This window comes from Nocardioides glacieisoli, from assembly GCF_004137245.1.
Classification (GTDB): Bacteria; Actinomycetota; Actinomycetes; order Propionibacteriales; family Nocardioidaceae; genus Nocardioides; species Nocardioides glacieisoli.
Genome location: NZ_SDWS01000005.1, coordinates 76,045 through 92,794 on the forward strand (window position 1 = coordinate 76,045; position 16,750 = coordinate 92,794).

Below are 16,750 nucleotides of genomic sequence, written 5' to 3' on the forward strand. Positions count from 1 at the left end.
CGGGGAGTCATGCAGAGGGCGACCGCCGGGTCAGGGACAGGTGGGTGACCCCGCTCGGGGACGTGACGGCCTCGATGTGGAAGGTGTCCTCCAGGGCCTCGAGACCCTGCCAGAGCGACGTGCCGCGACCGAGGACGATGGGTACGACGGCGAGGTGCAGGTGGTCGACGAGGTCGGCGGCGACGTACGCGTTCACCGTGCTCGCGCCGCCCCCGATGCGGACGTCGAGGTCGCCGGCGGCCTCCTTCGCGACCACGAGCGCGTCGGTGGGTGAGGCGTCGAGGAAGTGGAAGGTCGTTCCGCCCTCCATCTCCATCGCTGCCCGGGGCCGGTGCGTGAGGACGTAGGTCGGGGTGTGGAAGGGCGGGTCCTCGCCCCACCAGCCGCGCCAGTCGGGGTCGTCCTGCCAGCCGGGCGGGCCGAACTTGTTCGCGCCCATGATCTCGGCGCCGAACCCGACGTCGTACTGCCTGCCGAAGAGGGCGTCGAGACCGTTGGGTGCACCGGGCTGCCACGTCGCGAAGCGCCACTCGTGGAGCTTCATGCCGGCGTGCCCGAACGGCGCCTCGAGCGACTGCGGCTCGCCGGCGCCGTAGCCGTCGAGGGAGATGGCGAAGTTGGTGACGCGGACGAGCGACATCAGGCCTCCTGGGCGGGTGCAGTGGCGCCGGGGACGAACGTCATCAGGGTCGCCTCGGGACGGCAGGCGACCCGGATCCGGACGTAGGGGTTGGTGCCGAGCCCGGCGGACACGTGCAGCCAGGCCGAACCCGTGTCGCCGGGCTCCGAGTCAGCGGGGTGGCGGTGCAGGCCGCGGGCACGAGCGGGCTCGATGTCGCAGTTCGTCGTCAGGGCGCGACCGCCCGGCAGGCACACCTGGCCGCCGTGGGTGTGCCCGGCGATCACCGCGTCGTAGCCGTCGCTCGCGAACTGGTCGAGCACCCGGAGGTACGGCGCATGCGTGACGGCGAGCCGGATGTCGGTCGCCGGGTCGGCGCGGCCGGCGACGCGCGCCAGGTCGTCGTACTGCAGGTGCGGGTCGTCGACACCGGCGAAGGCGATGGACGTGCCGCCCACGTCGAGCCGCCCGAAGCCGTTGGTGAGGTCGAGCCAGCCGGCCTGGTTGAAACGGTCCTTGAGGTCGGGCCACGGCAGCTGGCGGCCCGACGTGTGGCGTGCGCCGGTGTCGGGGAGCAGGTAAAGGAAGGGGTTGCGCATGGTCGGCACCCAGTAGTCGTTGGAGCCGAGGACGTAGACGCCGGGGACGTCGAGCAGGCCTCCCAGTGCGTCGGTGACCACGGGCACGGAGCGCGCGTGCGCGAGGTTGTCACCTGTGTTGACGACGAGGTCGGGCTCGAGCTCGGCCAGCCCGCGCAACCACTCCTGCTTGGCCCGCTGGTCCGGCGCCATGTGGATGTCGCTGAGGTGGAGCACCTTCAGCGGCGCGTGACCCGCGGGCAGCAGCGGCACCGTCACCCGGCGCAGGGTGTACTGCCGTGCCTCCCAGGCGCCGTACGTCGTCAGCCCCGCCCCGGCCAGCGCGCCGATGGTCAGCGTGCGCCGCACAAAGGGGAGGAAGGACATTCGGACAGGCTGCCACAATGGGCCGCATGAGTGCTCTCAAGGACCGTCTCCGCGCCGACCTCATCACCGCCATCAAGGCGCGTGACGAGGTGCGCTCCTCGACCCTGCGGATGGTGCTGACCTCCATCACCAACGCGGAGGTCGCCGGCAAGGAGGCCCGCGAGCTGACCGACGACGACATCCTCGGCGTGCTGTCGAGCGAGGCCAAGAGGCGCCGCGAGGCGGCCACCGCCTTCGCCGACGGAGGTCGCGAGGAGATGGCGGCCAAGGAGGCCGCGGAGGGCGAGGTCATCGCGGAGTACCTCCCGACCCCGCTCACCGACGCCGAGGTCTCCGAGCTCGTGTCGGCCGCGATCGCGCAGACCGGCGCGGCCGAGGAGGGCATGCGTGCCATGGGCAAGGTGATGGGCGTCGTGACCCCGCAGGTGAAGGGTCGTGCCGACGGCGGCGCCGTCGCCGCGGAGGTACGCAAGCAGCTGGGCTGACAGCGCGAGGAAGCGCCCGGTCAGCGTGCTGCAGCGCGAGGAAGCGCCCGGTCAGCCGTTGCCGCGGCCGCCGCCGTTGCCGCGACCCCCGCCGTTGCCGTTGCCATTGTTGCCGCCGCCACCGCCGCCGCCACCGCCGCCGCCACCGCCGCCGGTGGACGGGGGCGGCGGGACGTAGCCGGTCGAGGAGTAGAGCGTGACCGTGTCGCCGCTGCTCAACGACGTGCCCGCGGCGGGTGACGTGCTGGCGACGAGGCCCTCGCCGACCTCGGAGTTGACCTGGCCGCCGTCGGCGACGGTGAACCCGGCGCCCTCGAGGGCGGCCGTCGCGGCCTCGACCGACTGTCCGGTCACGTCGGGCACGCTCGACAGCACACCGGCGATCTCGTCGCCGGCAGGCGCTTGGAAGTCCTCGTAGGGGAGCTTGGCCGAGATGGCCGCCATCGCGTCACCCCAGATGGGACCGGCGTAGCCCGAGCCCGACGCCTCGTAGATGATCTCCCCGCCGACGCTCTGGCCCCCGAGCGGCAGCCACTGGCCGAGCTCGTCGGCGCCCGCGATCATCGCCGCAGCCGAGATGGCCGGGGTGTAGCCGACGAACCACACCGACCGTCCGCTGGTCGTGGTGCCGGTCTTGCCGGCGGACGGCTTGTCGATCTGGAGGTTCGAGCCGAAGCCGCCCTCCATGACGCCGCGCAGGATGTCGTTGACGGCGTCGGCCGTCGCGCCCGGCATCACCTGCTCGCACTGGGTCGAGAACTCCTTCAGGGGCTGGCCCTGCGAGTCGAGCACCCGGGTGACGGGCCGCGGGTCGCAGTGCAGCCCGCGGGCGGCGAAGGTGGCGTAGGCCTGGGCCATCTCCAGCGGGTTGGAGTCGGAGACGCCGAGGATCCACGACGGCACCTTCTGGGCCAGCGGCACCTTCACGCCCATGTCGGCGGCGAGCTGCAGCGGCTCGCACATGCCGGTCTGCGTCTCGAGCTGGGCGAAGAAGGTGTTCACGGAGTCCTGGGTGCCCGAGTAGAGGTCGTAGGTGCCCTCGCCCGTGGAGTTCTTCACGTCCCAGCCCATGCCGTCCCCGGCGTAGGGGCCGTCGCAGTTCTCGAACTCCTCGTCGTCGAGGTGCAGCTCCTGCGGCGAGTTGATGGTGGTGCTGAGCGGGATGCCCTGGTTGATGGCCGAGGCCAGGACGAAGACCTTGAAGGTCGACCCGGCCTGGAAGCCGTTGGCGGCGCCGTACTTCTTGGGGACCGTGTAGTTGAGGGCGGTCTCGCCCGCAGCCTTGTCCTGGCCCATCGGGCGCGACTGCGCCAGCGCCCGTACGTCGCCGGTGCCCGGCTCGACCATCGCCAGGCCGCCGATGGCCTGGTCGGTCTGGAAAACGTGGGCGGCGACTGACTGGTCGGCGGCCTTCTGCATGTCGAGGTCGATGGTGGTCTGGATGGAGAGGCCACCGTTCTTGAGCGTCGTACGACGCTCCTTCATGGTGTCGCCGAGCACCGGGTCCTTCAGCAGCCAGTTGACGACGTAGTCGCAGAAGAACGGAGCCGCCGACTGCTGGCAGCCGTTGGGGGAGTCCTGGATCTTCAGCGTCTCCTCGATCGGCGTGTTCTTGAGCCGCTCGGCCTTCTTCTCGGTGAGCACGCCGAGCTGCGCGAGGCGGTCGAGGACGACGTTGCGCCGGCTCTCCGCGCGCTCGGGGTTGTCGACCGGGTCGTAGCCGACCGGGTTCTTGACCAGGCCGGCGAGCGTGGCCGACTCCAGCAGGTCGAGCCTGCTGGCGTTCTTGGAGAAGAAGTGCTTCGCAGCGGCCTGGACGCCGAAGGCACCGTCGCCGAAGTAGGCGATGTTGAGGTAACGCTCGAGGATCCAGTCCTTCGTGTGGTTCTTCTCGAAGGCGATGGCGTAGCGCAGCTCACGGATCTTGCGGGCGTAGGTCTCCTCGGTCGCCGCAGCGCGCTCCTCGTCGGTCTCCGCCTGGTAGAGCAGCGTCTGCTTCACCATCTGCTGGGTGATCGACGAACCACCCTGCACCGAGCCGCCGTTGGCCTGGTTGGTGACGAACGCGCGGAGCGTGCCCTTGAGGTCGAGCGCCCCGTGGTCGTAGAAGCGGTAGTCCTCGATCGCGACGATCGCCTTGACCATCGGCCGCGAGATCGACGTGAGCGAGACGTTGATGCGGTTCTGGTCGTAGAGCGAGGCGATGAGGTTGCCGTTGACGTCGTAGATCCGCGTCTTCTGCGACAGGTCCTTGGCCTCGAGCGACTCAGGGAGGTTGACCATGCCCTTGCTGACGTCCTTCGCGGCCACGCCGACCAGGCCCGCGAACGGGATGGCGAGGCAGGCGATCAGGACGCCCATGACCACGGCGACGGCGCCCATCACGGCGAGGTGCGAGGCGATGCGCCCCGCGTTCGGGCGCCCGTGGGGGCGCCTGGCGGGCGACGGCGTACGGGAAGACATGGACACCAGAGTACGGGGGGAAGGCCTAGCACCCTCAATTCCACTCGCGCAGCCGAATAGTCACATCGGACTATGCGAATTGAGCCACTCGGCCCCTGTCTATACCGGGGCGCAGTCGTTTACTTTTCTATTCGAGATCGGGATGGCCGCTATGGGGGCGGCTGACCGGGCTCCAATGATTCGTGGGGATTGACTATGTGGGTTGAGGACTGGGCATCGCGCGCCGCTTGCAAGGCGGACACGCCGGACGCACTCTTCGTGCGCGGCGCGGAGCAGAACAAGGCCAAGCAGGTCTGTGCGGGTTGCCCCGTGCGGACCGAGTGCCTGGCCGAGGCACTGGACAACCAGATCGAGTGGGGTGTCTGGGGCGGCATGACCGAGCGTGAGCGCCGTGCGCTGCTCCGCCGTCGCCCCGGCTCGTCGTGGCGCTCGATCCTCGAGACCGCCCGCACCAAGGTCGAGGCCCCGGCCGTCTCCGTCTGACGCTCTGGTTGCTACGCCTGGTCCGCCAGGCGTACGCCGATCTCGCGCAGGCCGTCGAGGTCGTGGACGTCGCTCGCCATGGCGGGCACGACCGCGGTCGGGACGTGCGGGTGCGAGGCGGCGAACCGCTCGCGCAGGTGCTGCTCGCGCTCGATGATGCGCACCCGGTCGGCGTGCAGCTGCAGCAGCCCTGCGGTCAGCGAGGACGAGTCCTGCGCGCGCAGCCGGTCGGCGGCGCTGATCGCCTCCTCGGCGGACAGCTCCGTGCGCGCCGACGGGCTCGCCCGGTTGATCACGAGTCCGGCCAGCGGCATGTCGTCGTCGGTGAGCCGGTCCACGAAGTACGCCGCCTCGCGCAGCGCGTCGGGCTCGGGGGACGCGACCACGATGAACGCCGTCCCGTCCGCCTGCAGGAGGGCGAACGTCTTCTCCGCCCGCTGGCGGAAGCTCCCGAAGAGGGTGTCGAGGGCGGTCACGAACATCTGGACGTCGCGCAGCATCTGGCTGCCCAGGATCTTGCCGAGCGCGTTGGTCACCACCGACAGCCCGGCCGTCATCAGCCTCGCCGGACCGCGCGCCGGCGCCACGAGCAGCCGGATCAGCCGGCCGTCGAGGAAGCTGGACAGCCGCTCGGGGGCGTCAAGGAAGTCGAGCGCCGAGCGTGACGGAGGCGTGTCCACGACGATGAGGTCGTAGGTCCCCTGCCCGAGGGCCTCGCGGTGGAGCTGGCCGAGCTTCTCCATCGCCATGTACTCCTGGGTGCCCGCGAACGAGCTCGACAGCGCCACGTAGAACGGGTTCTCCAGGATCTGCTTCGCCTTCTCCGGGCTGGCCTGGCTCTCGACCACCTCGTCGAAGGTGCGCTTCATGTCGAGCATCATCGCGTCGAGGGCGCCGCCCCCCGAGGTCTCGATGTCGGCCACCGGCCGCGGCGTGTTGTCGAGCGCCTCGATGCCCATCGACTGGGCGAGCCGGCGGGCCGGGTCGATGGTCAGCACGACGACCTTGCGACCCCGCTCGGCCGCCCGCAGCGCGAGCGCCGCGGAGGTCGTGGTCTTGCCGACCCCGCCCGAGCCGCAGCAGACGATGATCTCCGTGCCGCGGTCGTCGAGGAGCGCGTCGATACTCAGTACTGGCACTGGTTGGCTCCTTGGAGCTCGGGGTCCCCGCGGCGTTGTTCGGGGGAGCGAAGCGGAGGAGAAGAACGTCGTGGGGTGAGTTGCTTCATGCCATGCCCTGGGTCCGGAGGAGCTGGGCGAGCTCGAGCAGGGCGCCGTGGTCGATGCCGTTGGCCAGCCGGGGCAGCTCGTAGGTCGGGAGGTCCTCGGCTGCGACGAGCTCGCGCTGCTCGTCCTCGAGCTGACGGCGTACGGCGTGGTCGCGGCCCTCGTCGACGAGCGAGGCGACCAGGGCAGCGCCGACGTCGACCTTGGCGCGCTTGAGCTCCGAGGTGACGGACGTGGGGTCGACCGCGTCGTCGCGCACGAGCGCGAGCTCGGAGGGGCTGAGCGCCTGCGGGCGGACCAGGTTGACCACGATGCCCCCCACCGGGAGCCCGGCCGCGCGCAGCTCCTCGATCGCGTCGCTGGTCTCCTGCACGGGCATCTCCTCGAGGATCGTGACCAGGTGCACGGCGGTCCGCGGGGACCGCAGGACGTTCATGATGTTGTCGGCCTGCGACTTGACCGGCCCCACCTTCGCCAGACCGGCGAGCTCGGAGTTGACGTTGAGGAACTGGCCGATCCGGCCCGTGGGCGGCGCGTCCAGCACCACGGCGTCGTACGTGATCTGGTCCTTCTTCCGACCGCCGCGGGGACGCTGCACCGCCTCGTAGACCTTTCCGGTGAGCAGCACGTCGCGCACGCCGGGGGCGACGGTGGTGGCGAAGTCGATGACGCCGAAGCGGTCGAGGGCCTTTCCGGCGCGGCCGAGCTTGTAGTACATCGCGAGGTACTCCAGCAGCGCCGACTCCGGGTCGATGTGGAGCGCGAACACCTGACCACCTCGACCGTCCTCGTCGGGCGCGCCCTTGGTGATGCGGCGCTCCGCGTAGGGCAGCGGGTCGACGTCGAACATCTTCGCGATGCCCTGGCGGCCCTCGACCTCGCACAGCAGCACGTTCTTGCCGGTCGTCGCCAACGCCAGCGCGAGCGCCGCCGCGACCGTCGACTTGCCGGTGCCACCCTTGCCGGTCACCACGTGCAGACTGACCTGTGGCCAGTCGGGGGAACGGTCCGGGTGGGCGGTCACGAGACCAGCGTAGAGGCGGGTCGGGCACCCATCCGGAGGGGCGAAGTGTGGTCCCGGCCCACACAGTGGCGCCGCTCACACGGCCGCTAGGGTGCCGGACATGGACAAAGTGGTCAGCTCGGCCGCCGCTGCGGTGGCCGACATCCCGGACGGCGCGACCCTCGCGGTCGGCGGATTCGGACTGTGCGGCATCCCGTCGGTCCTCATTGACGCGGTGCTGGAGGCCGGCACGAGTGACCTCGAGGCGGTCTCGAACAACTGCGGTGTGGACGAGTGGGGCCTGGGCCGGCTGCTCTTCGAGAAGCGGCTGCGCCGGATGATCTCGTCCTACGTCGGGGAGAACAAGGAGTTCGCCCGGCAGTACCTCTCCGGTGAGCTCGAGGTCGAGCTGACGCCCCAGGGGACGCTGGCCGAGCGGATGCGCGCGGGTGGTTCGGGGATCCCGGGCTTCTACACCGCGACCGGTGTCGGCACCCAGGTAGCCGAGGGCGGCCTGCCTTGGAAGTACGACGACTCGGGCAACGTCATCGTGGCCTCGCCGCCGAAGGAGACCAAGGTCTTCTCGACGGCTGAAGGGGACCGGGAGTACGTCCTGGAGGAGGCGATCGTCGCCGACTTCGGACTGGTCCGGGCCTGGAAGGGCGACCGCCACGGCAACCTCATCTACCGGCAGTCCTCGCGCAACTTCAACCCGCTCGCGGCGATGTGCGGTCGGGTCACGATCGCGGAGGTCGAGGAGCTGGTCGAGCCGGGCGAGCTCGACCCCAACGACATCCACACGCCCGGGGTGTACGTCCAGCGCGTGGTCGCGCTGACCCCGGAGCAGGCCGCCGACAAGAAGATCGAGCGGGTCACCACGCGGCCGCGGCCCACCCCTGATCCTGGTGGTGCCGCTCCCGCTGAGGACGCCGCGACGCACGGGCTGGGAGGCTGACATGAGCTGGAGTCGTGAGGAGATGGCAGCCCGTGCTGCCAGCGAGCTCAAGGACGGGTCGTACGTCAACCTCGGCATCGGGCTCCCGACGCTGGTGCCGAACTACGTCGCCGACGACGTGGAGCTGGTGCTGCAGTCGGAGAACGGCATCCTCGGCGTGGGGGCGTATCCCTTCGAGGGCGAGGAGGACCCCGACCTCATCAACGCGGGCAAGGAGACGGTGACCCTCCGCAAGGGGGCGTCGTTCTTCGACTCCGCGCAGTCGTTCGGGATGATCCGCGGTGGCAAGATCGACGCCGCGATCCTCGGCGCGATGCAGGTCTCGGCCGCCGGTGACATCGCCAACTGGATGATCCCCGGGAAGATGGTCAAGGGCATGGGCGGCGCCATGGACCTGGTCCACGGCGCCAAGCGCGTCATCGTGCTGATGGAGCACACCGCCAAGGACGGGTCGTTGAAGATCCTCGACGAGTGCGACCTGCCCTACACCGGCAAGCGCGTCGTGCAGCGGATCATCACCGACCTCGCGGTCATCGACGTGATCGACCCCGCCACCGGTGAGGTCGCGCCGTCGGGCACCCTCGGCGACCGCGTGCTGAAGCTCGTGGAGCTGGCCCCCGGCGTCACCGAGGACGAGGTCCGGGAGAAGACCCAGCCAGACCTGGTCTGATCAGTCAGCCCTGCTGGCGAAGTGCTCCTCGAGCGCGCGGAGCGTCTCGGGGTCGAGCGCGGCCTGGGGGTCCGCCACGATCTCCGTCTGCAGGTGCTCGCGCGCGGCGTCGTACAGCGGCGAGGTGATGGCCCAGGGCAGGTTGCTGACGTACCAGGGCCGGTAGATGCGCGCGCCCAGGGCCTGCAGCAGCTGCGCGATGATCCCCGGCCGGCCCCGGCGCACCCAGAAGCCGACGGCCCGGCCGACGATGGCGGCGACCACGAGGGCCAGTGCCATCACGAAGACGGTCGAGAAGATCTCGTCGCCCGCGAAGTTGTCGGTCAGCGTGAAGAAGTTGCCGTAGTAGACGGGGATGAGCACGTCCACCTGCTGCCTGAACGGCTCGACCTGGTCGGCCACCTCGGCGAGCTGTCGCAGCGAGTCGAGCTCGGGTCGCGCGTCGTAGGCGTTGCCGACGTGGCCGATCGCCTCGCGGACGTTGTCGAGGGTGCCGCTGATGCCGTCGAACTGGAGCACGTCGCGGGCGGCGCCCACCTCGTCGTACGTCGTCTCGATCGACTCGAGCGTCCGCATGCTCTCGTCCGCGGTCCGCTGCAGCTCGTCCTGCGGGAGGGTGTTCTCGTTGAGGTAGGTGACAGCCGCCTGGATCTCCTCGCGGTGGGCGATGGCGTACTGCGCCTCGTTGAGCTGGTCGGCCAGGTTGGGCACCGCCCGGACCGCGTCGCCGACCTTGCCGCCCGTGGTCTCGGAGTCGCTCAGCGCGACGCTCAGCGCCGCGCCGGCGCCGTACGCCTTGACCAGCCACTCCAGGACCGATCCGAGGAGCAGCCGGCCGAGCTCCACCCTGCGGCGGATCGTCTGGAGGTCGAGGTCGGGCATGGGCCCGATCCTCGCAAACCTCAGGCTCCGGGCTCGTAGCCCTCGCCGCCGGCGCTCGCCGACCAGTCGGGGAGCTGCTGGAGCGCCCAGCCGTTGCCGTCGGGGTCGGCGAAGAACGCGAACCGCCCCCAGGCGAGCTCGTCGACGTCGCTGACCTCGATGCCGCGGGCGACGAGGTCGGCACGGGTCGCGTCGGCGTCGGCTACCACCATCTGCATGTTGTCCAGCGACCCCGGCTCCATCTGCGTGATGCCCTTGCCGAAGGCGATCGAGCAGGCCGATCCCGGCGGCGTCATCTGGACGAATCGCACCTCGTCGCTGACGACCTGGTCGTGGTCGGTGTGGAAGCCGACCTTCTCGTAGAACTCCCTCGCCCGGTCGACGTCGGTCACGGGCACCATCACCAGCTCGAGCTTCATGTCCATGCCTCGAGGCTAGGGGCGATTCAGGTCACCGGGTGTCCGCAAGGAGGCGTGGCTCCGGGACCAGGCCGACAGGTGTGCTATCTGTAGTAACCCACTAGACAAATAGATGAAAGGCTCGGCATGGACCTCCTCTGGTAGATCCCCAACCAGGTGACGGCCGGCCACCGGTCGGACACGACGGTGGCGGGTCACAACAGCCTGCAGCGCCTGACCGCGCTCGCGCGGCTCACCGAGGACCACGGCTGGGGTGGTGCGCTGATCGGCACCGGCTGGAAGCGCCCGGACACGTTCACGGTGTCGACCGCCCTCGTCGCCGGTACGACGACGTTCAACCCGCTCATCGCGATCCGCCCGGGCTACTGGACCCCGGCCCACTTCGCGTCGTCGGCCGCGACGCTCGACCAGCTGAGCGGTGGCCGGGTGAAGGTCAACATCGTCAGCGGCGCCGACCACCAGCCGCAGTACGGCGACGACGAGGGCGACCAGGCGAACCGCTACGCCCGCACCCGCGAGTTCATGCGGCTCGTACGTCGGTACTGGACCGAGGACGACATCACGTTCGGCGGCGAGCACTACCGCGCCGAGGGCGCCACGCTCGAGCACAAGCCGGTCGCCCGCGAGGGACGCCCGCACCCCCAGCTCTACTTCGGCGGCGCGTCCGAGGCCGCCCAGCGGACCGCGGCGGCCGAGGCCGACGTCCAGCTGTTCTGGGGCGAGCCGCTCGACGGCGTCGCCGCACGCATCGCCCACCTGAAGAAGCTCAGCACCGAGCTCGACCGTGACCTGCCGCCGCTGCAGTTCGGCCTGCGGATCACCACGCTGGTCCGCGACACCACCGAGGAGGCCTGGGCCGATGCCGAGGCCAAGGTGGCGGCGATGGCCAGTCACTCCCAACGAGGTCAGCACGAGTGGGCGGCCGACCCCGGCCGTCGCGTCGCGGTCGGCCAGCAGCGCCTGCTCGACCTCGCCGAGCAGGGTGACGTCCTCGACGACTGCCTCTACACCGCGCCCGGTCGCGTCGGTGGCGGCGGTGCGGGCACCACCTGGCTGGTCGGTTCTCCCGATGACGTGGCCAAGGCGCTGCGTCGCTACGCCGACCTCGGCGTCACCCACTTCGTCCTCAGCGACACGCCGTACGAGCAGGAGATCGTCCGCATCGGGGACTCCCTGCTGCCCCTCCTGCGGGGAGCCTGACGGGTCCGTCGGGCACCGCGTGGGTGACAGGGAACACGCCGCACCCGCTTTGTGTTGTTTGTCGAGTTGTTTACAGTACTTTGGATCACCCCGACCTCCCGACAAGGAGACCTTTGATGTCACGACGAGGGCTGAAGAGCCCCCTCATCCGCACTGCCCTGCTGACCGCCGCCGGACTCATGGCGCTGTCGGCCTGCGGCGGCGCCGAGGCCGGGCCCAAGCTCGAGCTGACCGCCGCGCTCCCCGACGAGCCCGCCGACGGCACCGTCCTGCGCGTCGGCGACCCCGCCACGCAGGTGGCGCTCGAGACCTCCGGTGCCATCGACGACCTCGACATCGACATCGAGTGGGCCAACATCACCGGCGGCCCGAAGACGCTCGAGGCCTTTCGCGCCGACGCGATCGACATCGGCTCCGTGGCCGACATCCCGCCCCTCTTCGCGCACTGGACCGGCACCGACGTCCGCATCGTCGCCGCCCGCGAGACGGTCGACCCCGAGACCCACCCGACCTACGAGCTCGGTGTCGCCCCGGGTGCCGACGTGACGTCCATCGAGGACCTCGAGGGCAAGAAGATCGCCTACAGCCCGGGCCAGGCCCAGGGCGCGCTGGTGCTCAACGTGCTCCGCGAGGCCGGCCTCAGCCAGGACGACGTCGAGCTGGTGGAGATGCAGAGCGTCGACGACGCCTTCTCCATCGCCCTGGGCAGCAAGCAGGTCGACGTCGCCCCGCTGCAGCAGGCGCTCGTGAAGACCTACCTCGCCAAGTACGAGCGCGACGGCGCGACGACCATCGAGTCGGGCGTGCGCGACGACGCGTGGACGCTCTACGCCCCGACCACCGTGCTCGAGGACGCCGACAAGGCCGCCGCGATCAAGGAGTACGTCGCCGCATGGGCCGAGGCGCAGCTGTGGATCTCCGAGCACCCCGACGAGTTTGCGGAGGCCTTCTACGTCGACCACGAGGGCCTCTCGCCCGAGGACGCGAAGTACGTCGTCGACGCCTACGGGCAGTACGCCGTGCCGACGAGCTGGGACGACTTCATCGCCCGCCACCAGGTCACCGTCGACACGCTCGTCGAGGGCCAGGACCAGGAGCCGCTCGACGTCTCGACCATCTATGACCGCCGCTTCGAGAAGGCCATCGCCGCCGCGCTCGAGGGGGAGGGATCGCAGTGACCACCCTGACCGCCCCCGCGCGACGCGCGATCTCGTCCGGGACCGAGGACGTACGCCCCACGCGACGGCGTCTCGGTCCGGGCAAGCCCATCCGCTTCGGTGGACTCATCGGCATCGCCGCGCTGCTGGCTGCGTGGGTCGTGGGCTCGGCCACCGGGCTGCTCGACCCGCGCACGCTGACCGAGCCGTGGACCGTCGTCGCGACGGCCGAGACGCTGATCGAGAACGGCCGGCTGCAGGAAAGCCTGGTCACCTCCGGCATCCGCGCCGCCCTGGGCCTCGGTCTCGGCGTCGCCGTCGGGCTGGTGCTGGCGCTCGTCTCCGGGCTGTCGCGCGTCGGTGAGACCCTCATCGACGGACCGATCCAGGTGAAGCGCTCGATCCCGACGCTGGCCCTGATCCCGCTCCTGATCCTGTGGCTCGGCATCGGCGAGCCGATGAAGGTCATCACGATCGCGCTCGCGGTCTTCGTCCCGATCTACATCCACACCCACAACGGCCTGCGCACCATCGAGGGCAGGTACGCCGAGCTGGCCGAGACCCTGGGCGTCTCCCGCACCGAGTTCATCCGCCACGTCGTGCTCCCCGGCGCGATGCCCGGATTCCTGCTCGGCCTGCGCTTCGCGGTGACGTCGTCGCTGCTCGCGCTGGTCGTCGTCGAGGTCATCAACGCCACCAGCGGGATCGGCCACATGATCACGCTGGCGTCCAGCTATGGCCAGACCGACATCATCGTCGTCGGTCTCGTCGTCTACGCACTGCTCGGCGTGAGCGCCGACGCGGTGGTCCGTCTCATCGAGAGGAAGGCACTGTCATGGCGTCGCACACTGGCGAGCTGAGCACCCACGGGCCGGCGGTGCGGGTCCAGGACCTGCACCGCAGCTTCAACGAGGCAGGCGGCGTGCTCAACGGCCTCGACCTCGAGATCGCGCCGGGTGAGTTCGTGGCTCTGCTCGGCCGCAGCGGCTCGGGCAAGAGCACGCTCCTGCGCTCCCTGGCGGGCCTCGACCGCGGGGTCGCCGGCACCGGTCGCGTCGAGGTCCCCGAGAAGGTGTCGGTCGTCTTCCAGGACTCCCGGCTGCTCCCGTGGAAGCGGGTCCTCGACAACGTGACCTTCGGCCTCCGCTCGAGCGACGCCTCCGAGCGTGGCCTGCAGGCGCTGGACGAGGTCGGGCTGGCCGGTCGCGAGAAGGCCTGGCCCCACGAGCTGTCGGGTGGTGAGCAGCAGCGCGCCGCCCTGGCGCGGTCGCTGGTCCGCGACCCCGAGCTGCTGCTGGCCGACGAGCCGTTCGGTGCCCTCGACGCGCTGACCCGGATCCGGATGCACACGCTGCTGCGCAAGCTCTGCGAGGTGCACCGGCCGGCCGTGCTGCTGGTGACCCACGACGTCGACGAGGCCATCGTCCTGGCCGACCGGGTCATCGTGCTCGACGGCGGCGTCGTACGCCACGACGCCCGCATCGAGCTCGGCACCCGCCGCTCGCAGGCCGACCCGGCGTTCGCCCGGCTGCGCGCCGAGCTGCTCGCCGAGCTCGGGGTCGAGGACGACCACGACGCGGCCCCGCGCCCTGCGGTCGGACGGCTCAGCGAGCGGGCCGCCTCGTGACGAACACCCTCCACCTCAACCTGTTCATCTATCCCGACGGCCACCACGAGGCGGCCTGGCGGCGACCGGAGTCGCAGCCCGAGCGGATCACCGACATCTCCTACTACCAGGAGCTGGCCCAGCGCGCCGAGGCCGCGAAGTTCGACGCCGTCTTCTTCGCCGACGGCCCGGCGCTCGCGGACAACATCGCGTACGCCGCCCGCGCGGGGCTCGAGCCGATCACCAAGATGACCGCCATCGCGGCGGCCACCGAGCGGATCGGCGTCATCGGGACGTCGTCGACGACCTACAACGAGCCGTACAACCTCGCCCGGCAGTTCGCCTCGCTCGACCACCTCAGCAACGGCCGCGTCGGGTGGAACATCGTCACCACCTCGTCGGCGTCCGCGGCCCACAACTTCGGCCTCGACGCGCACCCGGCCCACGCCCAGCGCTACGAGCGCGCCGAGGAGTTCCTCGACGTGGTCACCAAGCTCTGGGACAGCTGGGAGGACGACGCGGTCGTCGCCGATCGCGCGAGCGGGACCTACGCCGACACCGACAAGATCCACCGGGTCGACCATGCGGGCGAGTTCTTCCGCGTCCGCGGCCCGCTCAACGCCCCGCGCTCGCCGCAGGGCCGGCCGGTCTACGTGCAGGCCGGCTCGTCGCCGGACGGTCGGTCCTTCGCGGCGCGGTGGGCCGAGGCGATCTTCACCGCGCACCAGACCCTGGACAACGCCCAGGAGTTCTACGCCGACATCAAGTCCCGTGCCCGGGCGGCCGGACGGGACCCCGGCCAGCTCAAGGTGCTGCCCGGCATCAGTCCGTTCATCGGCTCCACGACGGCCGAGGCGCGCGCGCTCGAGGAGGAGTTCAACGACCTCACCCAGCCGGCGTACTCCCTGCAGCAGCTCGGCAACCTCGTCGGCGTCGACCTGACGTCGTACGACCTCGACGGGCCGTTCCCGACCGAGATCGTGGCGCCCGTGGGCGACCGCGCGTTCCACAGTCGGTCGCAGCTCGTGCTCGACATCGTGGCCCGCGAGAACCCGACGATCCGCCAGCTCTGCCACCGGCTCGCCGGCGCGCGCGGCCACCGGGTCGTCGCGGGCACGCCGGTCGAGGTCGCCGACACGATCCAGGAGTGGGCCGAGCAGGGCGCCGCCGACGGCTTCAACGTGATGCCGCCGTGGCTCCCGGGCGGGATCGACGTCTTCATCGAGGAGGTCGTCCCGATCCTGCGCGCCCGCGGGCTGTTCCGCACGGAGTACACAGGAAGCACGCTGCGCGACCACCTCGGGCTCTCCCGTCCCGCCAGCCAGTACGCACCCCGTCTCGAGAAGGAGACCGCATGACTTTCGAGCACTACCGACCGCTCGGCCGCACCGGCGTCCAGGTCAGCCCGCTGACCCTCGGCGCGATGATGTTCGGCGCGTGGGGCAACCCCGACCACGACGAGTCGATCGCGATCATCCACCGCGCGCTCGACGCCGGGATCAACGTCATCGACACCGCCGACGTCTATGCCCGCGGCGAGTCCGAGGAGATCGTCGGCAAGGCGCTGCAGGCCCGCAGGGGCAGCCGCGACGACGTCTTCCTCGCCACCAAGTTCCACGGCAACATGCACGACGAGGACCCCAACCAGGCGGGCAGCTCGCGCCGCTGGATCATCCGCGAGGTCGAGCACTCGCTGCGTCGGCTCCAGGTCGACCACATCGACCTCTACCAGGTGCACCGCCCGCGCCCGGAGGTCGACATCGACGAGACCCTCGGCGCGCTGACCGACCTCGTGCGGCAGGGCAAGATCCGCTACCTCGGCACGTCGACGTTCCTGCCCTCGCAGGTCGTCGAGGCGCAGTGGGTGGCCGAGAAGCGCCAGCGCGAGCGCCCGGTCAGCGAGCAGCCGCCGTACTCGATCCTCGCCCGCGAGGTGGAGCGCGACATCCTGCCGACTGCGCAGAAGTACGGCATCGGCGTGCTGCCGTGGAGCCCGCTCGCGGGTGGCTGGCTGTCCGGCCGCTACCGCCGCGGCGAGGACCCGGCGGTCACCTCGAGCCGGCTGAAGCGTCAGCCCGCGCGGCACGATCCCGCCTCCCCGGAGAACAAGGTCAAGCTGGAGGCTGTGTACGCCCTCCAGGAGCTCGCCGACGAGGCCGGCCTGTCGCTGATCCACCTCGCGCTGGGCTTCGTGCTAGCGCACCCCGCGGTGTCGTCGGCCATCATCGGCCCGCGCACGCTCGAGCAGCTCGAGTCGCAGCTCGGCGTGGAGAAGGTCGTGCTGTCGCCCGACGTGCTCGACCGGATCGACGAGATCGTCCCGCCGGGCACCACGCTCAACGAGGCAGACCGGGGTTACGCACCGCCGGCCCTCGTCGAGGCGGCGCTCCGGCGCCGCTGACGCTGCGGTAGTCCAGTGGGTTCTCGCTGTCACGGCCGGGTAGTCCAGTGGGAACTGGTCGTCCCGAAGGCCACATGACGACAGATGCCCACTGGACTACCCCGGCGGGTGAGGGGTTGCTGTGAGCCATCTCTCGAAGGCCCCGAAAGGGGAACATCGACGGCCCGCGGACGGCTGAGGAGGTCGTACAGCCCTCAACCATCTGGAGGCAGCACC

At 70.5% G+C, this 16,750-nt stretch carries 17 protein-coding genes; 10 read left to right on the forward strand and 7 right to left on the reverse strand.

Going from position 1 to position 16,750, the window contains the following annotated elements:
• Positions 1-7: 7 nt before the first annotated feature.
• Together EUA06_RS11950 and EUA06_RS11955 are read right to left on the reverse strand one after the other, a co-directional pair.
• A complete protein-coding gene (locus tag EUA06_RS11950) occupies positions 8-640 on the reverse strand; it encodes a dihydrofolate reductase family protein (protein WP_129475877.1) in 633 nt (210 codons plus the stop codon).
• On the reverse strand, positions 640-1,584 hold the full coding sequence (locus EUA06_RS11955) for a metallophosphoesterase (protein ID WP_129475879.1): 945 nt from the start codon (positions 1,582-1,584) through the stop codon (positions 640-642). The genes EUA06_RS11950 and EUA06_RS11955 overlap by 1 nt, the downstream gene beginning before the upstream one ends.
• Before the next feature lie 26 nt (positions 1,585-1,610).
• Here EUA06_RS11955 and EUA06_RS11960 point away from each other — a divergent pair, with 26 nt between their 5' ends.
• Complete coding sequence (locus EUA06_RS11960) at positions 1,611-2,069, forward strand: GatB/YqeY domain-containing protein (protein ID WP_129475881.1); 459 nt, start codon at positions 1,611-1,613, stop codon at positions 2,067-2,069.
• Between the two features lie 51 nt (positions 2,070-2,120).
• Here the strand turns inward: EUA06_RS11960 and EUA06_RS11965 are convergent, their stop codons facing one another.
• Positions 2,121-4,532: a penicillin-binding protein gene (locus EUA06_RS11965; RefSeq protein ID WP_207208329.1), complete on the reverse strand. Its 2,412-nt coding sequence runs from the start codon at positions 4,530-4,532 to the stop codon at positions 2,121-2,123.
• 195 nt (positions 4,533-4,727) lie between these two features.
• On the opposite strand from EUA06_RS11965, the gene EUA06_RS11970 reads away from it, so the two are divergent.
• Positions 4,728-5,015 (forward strand): WhiB family transcriptional regulator, encoded by a 288-nt coding sequence (locus EUA06_RS11970; RefSeq protein WP_129475883.1) that lies wholly within the window; start codon positions 4,728-4,730, stop codon positions 5,013-5,015.
• An 11-nt stretch (positions 5,016-5,026) separates the two neighbouring features.
• Here EUA06_RS11970 and bagB read toward each other — a convergent pair whose 3' ends face one another.
• On the reverse strand, positions 5,027-6,154 hold the full coding sequence (bagB, locus tag EUA06_RS11975; RefSeq protein WP_129475885.1) for an ArsA family ATPase: 1,128 nt from the start codon (positions 6,152-6,154) through the stop codon (positions 5,027-5,029).
• An 85-nt stretch (positions 6,155-6,239) separates the two neighbouring features.
• Positions 6,240-7,265 carry an ATPase BagA gene (gene bagA, locus EUA06_RS11980; RefSeq protein WP_242498111.1) on the reverse strand — a complete coding sequence of 342 codons (1,026 nt, stop codon included), beginning with the start codon at positions 7,263-7,265 and terminating at the stop codon, positions 6,240-6,242.
• Between the two features lie 100 nt (positions 7,266-7,365).
• Between bagA and EUA06_RS11985 the strand changes: the two genes are divergently transcribed.
• Positions 7,366-8,199, forward strand: a complete 834-nt coding sequence (locus EUA06_RS11985; RefSeq protein WP_129475887.1) for a CoA transferase subunit A — start codon at positions 7,366-7,368, stop codon at positions 8,197-8,199.
• A gap of 1 nt (position 8,200) precedes the next feature.
• Complete coding sequence (locus EUA06_RS11990; RefSeq protein WP_129475889.1) at positions 8,201-8,869, forward strand: 3-oxoacid CoA-transferase subunit B; 669 nt, start codon at positions 8,201-8,203, stop codon at positions 8,867-8,869.
• On the opposite strand, the gene EUA06_RS11995 is transcribed toward EUA06_RS11990, so the two are convergent.
• Both EUA06_RS11995 and EUA06_RS12000 read right to left on the reverse strand, forming a co-directional pair.
• Positions 8,870-9,751 (reverse strand): hypothetical protein, encoded by an 882-nt coding sequence (locus EUA06_RS11995; RefSeq protein ID WP_129475891.1) that lies wholly within the window; start codon positions 9,749-9,751, stop codon positions 8,870-8,872.
• A 20-nt stretch (positions 9,752-9,771) separates the two neighbouring features.
• Positions 9,772-10,176 carry a VOC family protein gene (locus EUA06_RS12000; RefSeq protein WP_129475893.1) on the reverse strand — a complete coding sequence of 135 codons (405 nt, stop codon included), beginning with the start codon at positions 10,174-10,176 and terminating at the stop codon, positions 9,772-9,774.
• Between the two features lie 150 nt (positions 10,177-10,326).
• Between EUA06_RS12000 and EUA06_RS12005 the strand changes: the two genes are divergently transcribed.
• From EUA06_RS12005 to EUA06_RS12030, 6 genes are all read left to right on the forward strand, one after another.
• Positions 10,327-11,370: an LLM class flavin-dependent oxidoreductase gene (locus tag EUA06_RS12005; protein WP_277985669.1), complete on the forward strand. Its 1,044-nt coding sequence runs from the start codon at positions 10,327-10,329 to the stop codon at positions 11,368-11,370.
• 116 nt (positions 11,371-11,486) lie between these two features.
• Entirely contained in the window at positions 11,487-12,548 is a 1,062-nt protein-coding gene (locus EUA06_RS12010; protein WP_129475895.1) for an ABC transporter substrate-binding protein, read from the forward strand.
• Positions 12,545-13,387, forward strand: coding sequence for an ABC transporter permease (locus EUA06_RS12015; RefSeq protein ID WP_207208330.1), 843 nt, complete (start codon positions 12,545-12,547; stop codon positions 13,385-13,387). The genes EUA06_RS12010 and EUA06_RS12015 overlap by 4 nt, the downstream gene beginning before the upstream one ends.
• Entirely contained in the window at positions 13,363-14,154 is a 792-nt protein-coding gene (locus tag EUA06_RS12020) for an ABC transporter ATP-binding protein (protein ID WP_129475899.1), read from the forward strand. The genes EUA06_RS12015 and EUA06_RS12020 overlap by 25 nt, the downstream gene beginning before the upstream one ends.
• Entirely contained in the window at positions 14,151-15,491 is a 1,341-nt protein-coding gene (locus EUA06_RS12025) for an LLM class flavin-dependent oxidoreductase (RefSeq protein WP_129475901.1), read from the forward strand. Before EUA06_RS12020 ends, EUA06_RS12025 begins: the two co-directional genes overlap by 4 nt.
• Positions 15,488-16,534 carry an aldo/keto reductase gene (locus EUA06_RS12030; protein WP_129475903.1) on the forward strand — a complete coding sequence of 349 codons (1,047 nt, stop codon included), beginning with the start codon at positions 15,488-15,490 and terminating at the stop codon, positions 16,532-16,534. Before EUA06_RS12025 ends, EUA06_RS12030 begins: the two co-directional genes overlap by 4 nt.
• The last annotated feature ends 216 nt before the right edge of the window (positions 16,535-16,750 follow it).